This is a genomic window from Paenibacillus solanacearum (genome assembly GCF_910593845.1).
GTDB classification, from domain to species: Bacteria; Bacillota; Bacilli; order Paenibacillales; family NBRC-103111; genus Paenibacillus_G; species Paenibacillus_G solanacearum.
Genome location: NZ_CAJVAS010000080.1, coordinates 1 through 9,267 on the forward strand (window position 1 = coordinate 1; position 9,267 = coordinate 9,267).

The window sequence follows — 9,267 nt, forward strand, 5'->3', positions numbered from 1 at the left end:
TCTTACTGCTTCATCTTTGAATACTTTGTCGTACCGTTTCATTGTCTCTCGTCCCCTCGTCATCTTCATTTTATTTCATACGAGGGTGTTTTTCGACTGCATAATTATAGTAGCACTCCAACGATTAAGCACCTATGTTTGTGTCGCTGGACAGATGACAAGATAAGGTTCTCCGTATCACTTTATTACGCAAAATTAAAGGGCACCTGTTCTGGCGCCCTTTAATTTATTCTTGAATAATTCCAACGATCTCCAAATCAATCAAACGAGAAGCCTTCTTTGCCACCAAAAGCTTGTATTAGCCTTCGACTTTTTTTACACGAAGCCACATTTCGCCGTAGAATTCACCGTTTTCGGCTGCTTTGACGAATGTTGAGTTACCAGGACCAATGTATTTGTAGTCTGTGATTTCGTCAGCAAGGCGGTCTTTGTCAGCGCCTGTGCCTGGCACAGCAAGGTAGTCGCCAGCGAGGAAATCGAGGACGACCTTAGACAATTGATCATTTCATCCTTAAAGTTTGCGGCTCTTCGGACGTAGCGACCACGAGATGACAGCTAGGATTGCAAGACCAAGAGTGCTCCAAATATGGTACCCATAAGCCCCGTAGTCCCCCACGGATGCATGTGATGCAGCTGCGCCCGTCATTCCAAAGAATATGCCTGCATACGCCCATTCCTTAAGCCGCGGAAAGCGCGGCACGAGGATGGCTATCGTCCCAAGTACTTTCCAAATCCCGAGAATGGTCAGAAAGTACACCGGGTACCCTACGATCTCCACTGTATCGAGCGTTCCCCATTGATGGGTTAGTTCCCCAATTCCACCGCTCCCCTCAACGAATGCAAGCAGCGCAGTTGTTATCCAATAGGCGACAACTTTTCCGAGGGCATAGGTTTCTTCTTTTGAGTTTGTTACCGCATCGACTATCTTGCTCACTTGTTTCCTCCTCAAAGTCTAATTAGACACCATTTACTTTCTTGTCAACAGTTTTCTTGCCACAAATCATTTCGTATTTCGAATGCTTCTTATCGTTTCAATATTCCCCTTTAATGACGAAGAACGAACCTCGAATGGTCCCAGCCAGTTTGGACTTCTGTCTCGCGAATTTGAATTTCTTCTCTTCCAGCTCCTTGGGTACTTCCATCCCCTCGGATAGCTTAAACCCTACGGCCCGCTTCTTAGGATCATCCACCGTATACAGGACGTTGACCGCTAGACCGTCCTCATAAAAGACGAAGGCCCATTTGATATTTTCTACTTGAAAACGCGATGTTTCCAGCGGTTGGCCCGCAAACTCAATACCACGTTCTTCTTTCAAAACTCGTTTCACATAATTAAGAGTCCCCTGGCTTTCAGCGGCTGGTACGATCGTAAATTCGTGCTTGTATTTGTTCATGAAGTAACGGGCTTCATTCGCACGCAAACCAGCTAGCGCTTCTGCTACCGGTGAAGATTCCAGACCAACCGCAGACACATTTTTGAAATCAACGATAGTTGGCATTCCCTCATTCCTCCTGCTGATCTCGTTTACTTCTTCACAACCGGAATCCACATTTCTCCATATACAAGGCTGTCCCGCTGCCCCATCTCAACCGTTGCATTTGGCCCGCCAACATAGGCGTAATTATCGGCTGCTGGCAAGACTTGACCAAAGGCAATGCCAGTAAGCATGCTACTCAACTCATCGGCCGACTTCCCCTCGCCTTTAACGACGAGGTATTGTCCCTTAGGGAATTGGATCACTCTGTGTTCTTCCAGCACCGATGAATCTGTCATCACGCCAGCATAATACATCATCTTGTGATTTACCGCTTCGTTTACGGCAAAAATATAGTCGTTTGCAGCAATCGCCTTTAACGTGTCAAGACGTCTATCCTGCTCCACTGACCGCCAAAAGTTTTCCTTCTCCTTATTCATGCCTGCATAATCCGTGTAATCGCTCTTCAGCTCCGTTCCAATACCAAGAACGATAAAGCTTTCTTTTTCCTCAAAGGTATACGTGCCATGATTCCAGCTCCTTTTTTGAATGAATCAATTGATTTGTTTATTCACTTGATAGGTTTATCATAACCATGAATCATGTCAAAATATGATACTGTTTAGTGTTCAACCAATTGTTCTCTCCCACCTACAACGATAAAGCCGCCTTTCTCCTCAAGGGTATCGGCGCTGCTCCCTATTTCATTGAAGTAACTATATCAAAGCAATTAGAACAAGCCACCGAAGAGAACGATGATCGCTACTTTGACGGTGTTGCCAAGCCAACAAAATATACCGAGAGAAACAATCGTCGTATGGCCGATCAACAGATCATAGGATCGTCCCTGGCTTACACCTTATTATCGATATCTTTTAGATAGTATAAATTGATAAGCAGGCAGTATGATAAGAGAGATGCAGAAGCCGGTGAATAACATTTCATTCCCAAACTCATTTGTCCGATTATACAAGTGCCGGTCTATTAACCACAATGCAAAAAGCGCAACGACTAAAATGCGGTAACTAAGCAATGAACTTCGATACACAATGTGTTTTCCCATTTCATCTTTTTTGGCTCTCTCATCATTCCGCCAAGTAAAGAGCTGTAATCCGCCCCCCAGCAAAATAACGAGCATTAGCAAATTTCCCTTGGATAGAAAATTTCCTGTCTGTACATCAGTCCAAGTCACGATAATGAATACAATAACCGCAATACATAATAATATCCAACCCTGTACATAAAATGTCTTCTTCATCTCACTCACCATCCTCTTTATTAATAAATAACTCATCGACACTGGTTTCCAGAATGTCGGCCAAAGCAAACGCCAATACAAGACTAGGATCATACTTGTCATTCTCGATCGCATTAATCGTTTGCCTCGATACGTTACATCTTTCCGCAAGTTCCTCTTGCGATAGTTTTTTGATTTTTCGGAGCAGTTTAATGCGGTTCTTCATTCGTCCACCATCTCTATGTCAAATGTTCTTTACATTTTATACTATATTCAGATCAATCATAAATGTCAAACATATTTTACTTTTTTTTATTAAAGACCTCTAAATGACGATTTATCCGTTTAACGAAATCCTTAGTCTCCACCAGTTGCCTGTCAGCTACAAGGCGACTTGGCTCTTACCTCGACCGGACTTCCACCGGCTAGTTGTACCTAGCTTGGCTAGGTGTGCCAACGCAAAAAACACACCATAGTTGGTGTGTCTCATTCGTGCGTTTGGTGGACCTTAGCGGGATCGAACCGCCGACCGCTTTGCTGCCAGCAAAGCGCTCTCCCGGCTGAGCTGATTCCCCGTTCTAAACTTATTTTAGAAGCAATGTAATTAACCCAACTAGGACCTCCGGCTTTAAGGCACCCCATTATCGACTATTTAATATCAAACTAAATATCCCTGCCTTTATCTAATTGAACATAGATCGCCACATTCTCTTGATTAATCATTGTGGAAAACTGTACTGTATAGTTTTTGACCCTTCTTCTCCCGCCTCAAAACACCCCCATTCGGCGGAGGACGCGGCAGGTCCGGATGCTGCAGCCCGAGCATGTCCATGAACTGCAGCGCGTTCTTCGGGTGTCGCCGCCCGAGTTGTTGTTGAAGATGACGCACACGAAGATAACTACCTATTGCTTCAATAACATCAAAGAGGAGCTACCCTTGCGGCAGCTCCACACTATCGTTACCCGTTAGTTGAGCTGCCAAACTCTTCGTCGTATCCCGCCACCCTTATATTACCGTTGAATACTACCAGGCAAAATAGACCCGATTTTTCACTACAACTTTAACGTGCGTGCAGATAGTCCGTTTGCGACCTGCGGCTGGCCTTGCCGCGTAACTCTACCCTTCCAGCGCACAGACAATAATTTGCTCACGTATCATCCCTCGGCCCCTATTCCATGCTTCCAGACGAAGTTCCGGCTCGCACTCCCTCTCGAGTATTTCCATCGTTTGATCGTATATGTCCCGGTAATGAGGATGTATGGGGCTGCCGAGCTTTTCTCGCATACTCTCAGACGCACCTAGAAGAACGGCCGCCTTGGCCCACTCCCCCTTAAAGCACAGCGAGCTGGCGAGACCCTCCAATCCGCGTGCGAGGAACCATTCGCCTTGATAACGCTGGCAGGCAGCGATACTCCTTCTAAACAGCTCTACCGCGCTATCGACCTCTCGCTTGTGCAACGCCATGTAACCCAAAGTTCGAAGTGGTCCCGTCAGTTCCCAATAATCCTTCACCTTCTCGAACAGGACCACGCTCTCCGATAAGACTCGCTCCGCTTGCTCAAAGTCCCCGCACACATTGTGCAGATTCCCCAGAGCGCTTAGAGCGGAAGCCAATTGCCACTGATCGCCTTGATCACGGACCAGTTGCACGCCCGTTGTCGCATACCCTTCAGCTTCGCTTAGCTCTCCGTGTTGAAGAGCAATCTGGGCCAGCAGCCGCAGATTGGACGCCATCAGAATGGCGTCTCCCAGTTCCTTAGCCCCTTCCATGCTCATTCGCGCATAACTTCGCGCTTGTACCGAATCTCCGAGAACCCACAGCAAGACACCGAGTCCGTGCGATAGTTTGGCATAATCCGGATGTGCCGCATGGTCTTCACACGACTGGATCACCTGCCGGAGGCGGGCGATCCCCTCATGAAGCACCCCAGAGTGAAGCCAATAATAGTACATGTCGGAAGCGATAGACAAGGCGATAGGTTTTGCTTCAACTCGGGAACAGCTCCAATCTAGGGCGGCGATGATGTCGGAGTACCCTTGGCGTATGACTGATAACGCATCTTCCCGTTCGACACTTCGGAATCGCGCCCCCGCCTGATTCGTTAATCCCCGGTAATACGCCGCATGATAATATCGAATAGAAGTATTCCCGACCTTGTTGCCATCCTTCAACCAAGCCCCCACCGCGAATTGTCTGATCGACTCATGCAAAAACAATCTGCGTTTGCCCCCTTGGCGCGTAGTATCAGCCGTTGCGATTAATGATTTATTAACAAGACTGGCTACCAGATCCAGCGCCTCCTCCCGGCAAATTCTTGGCTCCGCTCCCCCGGAAGCGGCTTTCTCCGCGCAGTTGCCGCAGATCGCCTCCACGGCCTCCAGATCGAAGTAGCCGGAGAATACGCTCAGTTGCTGCAGCATCGACCGCTCCTTCTCCGAAAGCAGTTCATAGCTCCAAGCCACGGTAGCGTAGAGCGACTGATGGCGGATGGCCCCCTTCCTCTTGCCAGAAGAGAGCAGCACGAGCATGTCGGACAACCGCTCCTCGATTTCCCGCAGGCTCAAGAAATTGATACGCGAAGCGGCAAGCTCGAGCGACAGCGGAATTCCTTGCAGACGCTCGCAAATCCTTACAAGATACGAGATATCGTCCTGACTGACCGTGAACCGAGTGTCGGCCATCCTCGCCCGCTCTACGAACAATTGTACGGCCTCGAACGACATGACCGACTCCAGTGCCATCGATGCCGCGGTATCTTCAGAGTCGGGGTAAGCAAGCGGCGGTACGCTCCATACCCTCTCCTCCATCAGGCCGAGAGGCTCTCGGCTTGTCGCCAGCACGGTTATAGAAGAGGACGCCGACAGAAGCAGTTCGGCGAGCTCGGCACTCGCTTCCAACAAATGCTCGCAATTGTCGAGCACGAAGAGCATTTGCTTATCTCTTAGATTGTCGCTAATCACATCCACTAGTGTATATCCCTGTCGTTCCCTTGCTCCCAATAGAGAAGCCAATATCCGGATCGGCCCCATCTCATCCGATTCCTGTACCGAGGCCAGCTCGACGAGCCAGACCCCGTCAGAATAGCCCGACAGCAGCTCGGTAGCTATTTGACAGGCCAGACGTGTTTTCCCGCACCCTCCAGGTCCCACCAGCGTAACTAACGGTGCGTTCGCAAGGACTTCTGAAATTCCCTTGATTTCTTGACGGCGGCCTATGAGTACGAATGACCGAGCCTGGATATTGGTAGGCATTCTTCTTGTCGCCCGCTCCTGTTGTCTTGCTGGGATATCCGGAAGAGGCTCGTACCGGGATGACCCTGTTGCAGCAAGAACACCATCAAACCACTTCTCGTCAAAGACCGGATATAGGCGAGCGTGTCCCGATCGCTGATCGTGAAAATAACCGACCGTCTCCCATAGCTTCTTCGCCTCTTCCTTCTCCAATCCCGCCAACCAGATCTCCTCGTCCAGCAGCACCTGGATAAGCTTTTGTAAATTATGCGCGCTAGGCAGCCGCTCCCCGATCTCCCACTGCTGGATTGTTCTCGTATCTACACCGATGCTTCTCGCCAGATCGCTTTGTCTCAACTTTGGCTTGCCGTTCGCCCTGAGACGCTGCCTCAGGCGACGAATCATTTCCTCCGGCCATTCCCGATAATCGCTCTTCTCCGGCATCTTTTCCGCCTCCCGTTTCGAATGGCGGCTGCCGCCGCACGAACCAACACGAACACCTAACACGAACTCGCTACCATTCTAGCACACGCATTTTCTTTGATACAATTCAGATATCCCAACAAGGGCGTTCTCTTGAGCGGAAGAAGTTGTTTTACCGAAACCTAGCGGACACCCTTCACGAGCAACTGCACATTCGCCATGAAGATATTTCCTAATCGAGGTAGGCGTTTATTTTGTACTTTCATTAACCTTCATTGCGCATACTGGGCGAGACCATTGCCGTAGGACCAGTTCTCCTTTTTGTTCCAAGCAACTGGATGCGGACCCGGCGTCCTTCTCATCCATGGCACCGGTGGAAACGCGCAGACCACTTGGAAGGAGCTGACCGATAAGCTGGCGGATCGTTTCAAGGTTGTCGCCGCGGACTACAGTGGGTCTGGAGACACTCGGGATTCCGGAGATGCCTTCACGTTAGATGATCTCGTTATGCAGAATGTGGAGGTTGCCCTCCACGAAGGTCTAGATATTCCACGTTGTCGGTTATTCGCTTGGGGCGGTTGTCGCAGCAACGATTGCAGCCCAGTTATGCCTATCCTCCATAACTATAGGACTAGTGGCCTGCAATGGAAAAAGTTAGGTGTCTCAAGAGAAAAAGTATTATCAAGAAATAGAAGAATTGAGAACGGTTCTACCATCCTGTGGAGTTATATTGAAAATATTGTTAATGATGCAGTTGAGAAGGGTTTTTTGGAGCCTTAGAATATGTAATTCCCAATTGAACTAAAAGGTGTGGTTGCGATGTTTCCTCGATATTTGGTCGATTTCGATTTGCAGCGGCTTCCCCGCGTCCGGACGGACGTCATCGTCATCGGAGCCGGGATCGCAGGGCTGTTCACCGCGATTAAGGCTAGTGATACGAAGAAAGTAATCATGATTACGAAGAAGTCGCTGCTCGACAGCAATACCCGTTTTTCGCAGGGAGGCATCGCGGCTGTCATCTCCGACGAAGATTCGCCGGAGTATCATATGCAGGACACCTTGGTGGCGGGTGCGGGACTTTGCGACGAACAAGCGGTCAATGTGCTCGTGCATGAGGGCCCCGACGGCGTCAAGGACCTGATTCGGATGGGGACGCAGTTCGACATCGAGAACGGCGAGCTGGCGCTGACTAAAGAAGGCGCTCACAGCCATCGCCGCATTTTGCATGCACATGGGGATGCGACGGGTGCGGAGATTGTGCGTTCGCTGTCGGAACGGACGAAACAGGATCCGAACATCGAGCTGTGGGACGACCATTATGTTATCGACTTGATTACTCAGGACGGGGAGTGCCACGGGGCGCTCATACAGAAGCCGGACGGGCAGCGCGTGTTCGTGGAAGCGGATGCGACGATTCTATGCTCCGGAGGAGCAGGCCAACTGTACCGGTATACGACGAATCCCGACATCGCCACTGGGGACGGCATCGCCATCGCGCTTCGTGCTGGTGCGGAAATCCGGGACGTCGAGTTCATTCAGTTCCATCCGACGGCATTGTGTTACCCAGGCGCACCGCGCTTTCTCATTTCCGAGGCTGTCCGTGGGGAAGGAGCGATTCTGCGGAACATCAACGGCGAGCGATTTATGGATAAATATCATCCGCAGCTGGAATTGGCCCCCCGCGATATCGTCGCCCGCGCGGTCTTAACCGAGATGGAAGAGACAAAGGTCTCGTTTGTTTACATCGATATTACGCATGAAACCGAAGAACTGATCAAGCACCGGTTTCCTACAATCTATGAATTTTGCCTGCGGTATGGGCTCGATTTGACGACGGACTGGATTCCGGTCGCTCCTGCGGCGCATTATATGATGGGCGGCGTGAAAACGGATCTGCACGGGGAAACAGCCGTCAAACGGCTGTTTGCTTGTGGCGAAGTATCCTCGACAGGCGTTCACGGCGCCAATCGGCTGGCGAGCAACTCGCTGTCGGAAGCGATCGTCTTCGGCCGCCGCATCATCGAACGGATCGCCGAGCTGCCGCCGCTGAACCGTATTCCGAGTGAATTTCATGTTGCAGTTCACCGAAAGGAGATGCCGCAGCAAGCGGTCGTCGAGAAAAAGCTCAAGCTGCAGAAAGTCATGCTTCGCCAAGCGGGAATGAAGCGCGACGCCGCCGGGCTGCAAAGAGGGCTGGACGAACTCAAGCGGCAGTCGGCCTTCTTCGAATATGCTTTGATGAAGCGCGAGGAGTATGAATTTTCCAATTTGCTCATCTGTGCAATGCTAACTACGAAAGGGGCGCTGCTGCGCCGGGAAAGCCGCGGCGGCCATTTCCGTGAGGATTATCCGCAGCGAAGCGACGCCTGGGTGAAGCATATCGTCTACCGGCTGGAGGAAGGCCATTTGAAGGAGTGCATTCAAGATGCTTGAAATCAACCGCGAACGATTGAAACGCAGCATTGCGGAATGGATGGAGGAAGACATCGGAAACGGCGATATTACTGTCTACGGAAAATAAAGTTTTAGACTGGCATTAGTTGCTGGATACGGGTTTCTACCATTCAGTATCCTGCCCGTTAGTTGAGCGAAGAGCTGAGCTAATTAAAAACTCCTTCCTTTCGGCATTTTTTTAAAATCTGGAATCAGAGAAGGAGGAAGTTATGCCCAGGATCGAAGATTATGGCAAAATAGTGCTGAGAATAGGCAACGATCAACGAACAAACTCTACGATTTACAGAAAGCGAGGGAATGGGCATGCTTTACGAGTTGCGCATTTTATAATGCTACATAGAATCTAGACAGCAAAAAAGGAGTTCTTTAGTTGTATGTCATCTACTAGACGGAGATTTACACCCGAAGAGAAGGCTCAGATTGTACTGGAAATTTTAAAGGAAGAA

At 49.8% G+C, this 9,267-nt stretch carries 10 protein-coding genes and 1 tRNA gene; 3 read left to right on the forward strand and 8 right to left on the reverse strand.

Going from position 1 to position 9,267, the window contains the following annotated elements; genetic code table 11:
* Positions 1-298: 298 nt before the first annotated feature.
* The 4 genes from KXG62_RS33190 to KXG62_RS33205 form a co-directional block, all read right to left on the reverse strand.
* Positions 299-496 (reverse strand): hypothetical protein, encoded by a 198-nt coding sequence (locus tag KXG62_RS33190; protein ID WP_246627760.1) that lies wholly within the window; start codon positions 494-496, stop codon positions 299-301.
* A 15-nt stretch (positions 497-511) separates the two neighbouring features.
* Positions 512-934: a DoxX family protein gene (locus tag KXG62_RS33195; protein WP_218096292.1), complete on the reverse strand. Its 423-nt coding sequence runs from the start codon at positions 932-934 to the stop codon at positions 512-514.
* A 97-nt stretch (positions 935-1,031) separates the two neighbouring features.
* A complete protein-coding gene (locus KXG62_RS33200) occupies positions 1,032-1,499 on the reverse strand; it encodes a phage tail protein (protein ID WP_218096293.1) in 468 nt (155 codons plus the stop codon).
* A gap of 26 nt (positions 1,500-1,525) precedes the next feature.
* Positions 1,526-2,026, reverse strand: a complete 501-nt coding sequence (locus tag KXG62_RS33205; RefSeq protein ID WP_218096299.1) for a GyrI-like domain-containing protein — start codon at positions 2,024-2,026, stop codon at positions 1,526-1,528.
* Between the two features lie 74 nt (positions 2,027-2,100).
* Between KXG62_RS33205 and KXG62_RS33210 the strand changes: the two genes are divergently transcribed.
* Positions 2,101-2,358, forward strand: a complete 258-nt coding sequence (locus tag KXG62_RS33210) for a hypothetical protein (RefSeq protein ID WP_218096294.1) — start codon at positions 2,101-2,103, stop codon at positions 2,356-2,358.
* On the opposite strand, the gene KXG62_RS33215 is transcribed toward KXG62_RS33210, so the two are convergent.
* From KXG62_RS33215 to KXG62_RS33230, 4 genes are all read right to left on the reverse strand, one after another.
* Entirely contained in the window at positions 2,338-2,733 is a 396-nt protein-coding gene (locus tag KXG62_RS33215) for a hypothetical protein (RefSeq protein WP_218096295.1), read from the reverse strand. The two genes, KXG62_RS33210 and KXG62_RS33215, sit on opposite strands and share 21 nt — an antisense overlap.
* 1 nt (position 2,734) lies before the next feature.
* On the reverse strand, positions 2,735-2,938 hold the full coding sequence (locus KXG62_RS33220; RefSeq protein ID WP_218096296.1) for a helix-turn-helix transcriptional regulator: 204 nt from the start codon (positions 2,936-2,938) through the stop codon (positions 2,735-2,737).
* 273 nt (positions 2,939-3,211) lie between these two features.
* Positions 3,212-3,279, reverse strand: a tRNA-Ala gene (locus KXG62_RS33225).
* A 550-nt stretch (positions 3,280-3,829) separates the two neighbouring features.
* Positions 3,830-6,388 (reverse strand): helix-turn-helix domain-containing protein, encoded by a 2,559-nt coding sequence (locus KXG62_RS33230; protein ID WP_218096297.1) that lies wholly within the window; start codon positions 6,386-6,388, stop codon positions 3,830-3,832.
* Positions 6,389-6,498: 110 nt separating this feature from the next.
* Between KXG62_RS33230 and KXG62_RS34760 the strand changes: the two genes are divergently transcribed.
* Both KXG62_RS34760 and nadB read left to right on the forward strand, forming a co-directional pair.
* The gene (locus KXG62_RS34760; RefSeq protein WP_425517409.1) at positions 6,499-6,603 is read left to right on the forward strand and encodes a tautomerase family protein; all 105 of its coding nucleotides are present in this window, start codon (positions 6,499-6,501) and stop codon (positions 6,601-6,603) included.
* A 583-nt stretch (positions 6,604-7,186) separates the two neighbouring features.
* Positions 7,187-8,800 (forward strand): L-aspartate oxidase, encoded by a 1,614-nt coding sequence (gene nadB / locus KXG62_RS33240; RefSeq protein ID WP_218096298.1) that lies wholly within the window; start codon positions 7,187-7,189, stop codon positions 8,798-8,800.
* The last annotated feature ends 467 nt before the right edge of the window (positions 8,801-9,267 follow it).

Bases quoted from the DNA above. Each gene is read 5' to 3' on its own strand.
- KXG62_RS33220 (WP_218096296.1), bottom strand. From the start codon at position 2,938: ATGAAGAACCGCATTAAACTGCTCCGAAAAATCAAAAAACTATCGCAA.
- nadB (WP_218096298.1), top strand. From the start codon at position 7,187: ATGTTTCCTCGATATTTGGTCGATTTCGATTTGCAGCGGCTTCCCCGC.
- KXG62_RS33230 (WP_218096297.1), bottom strand. From the start codon at position 6,388: ATGCCGGAGAAGAGCGATTATCGGGAATGGCCGGAGGAAATGATTCGT.
- KXG62_RS33200 (WP_218096293.1), bottom strand. From the start codon at position 1,499: ATGCCAACTATCGTTGATTTCAAAAATGTGTCTGCGGTTGGTCTGGAA.
- KXG62_RS33215 (WP_218096295.1), bottom strand. From the start codon at position 2,733: ATGAAGAAGACATTTTATGTACAGGGTTGGATATTATTATGTATTGCG.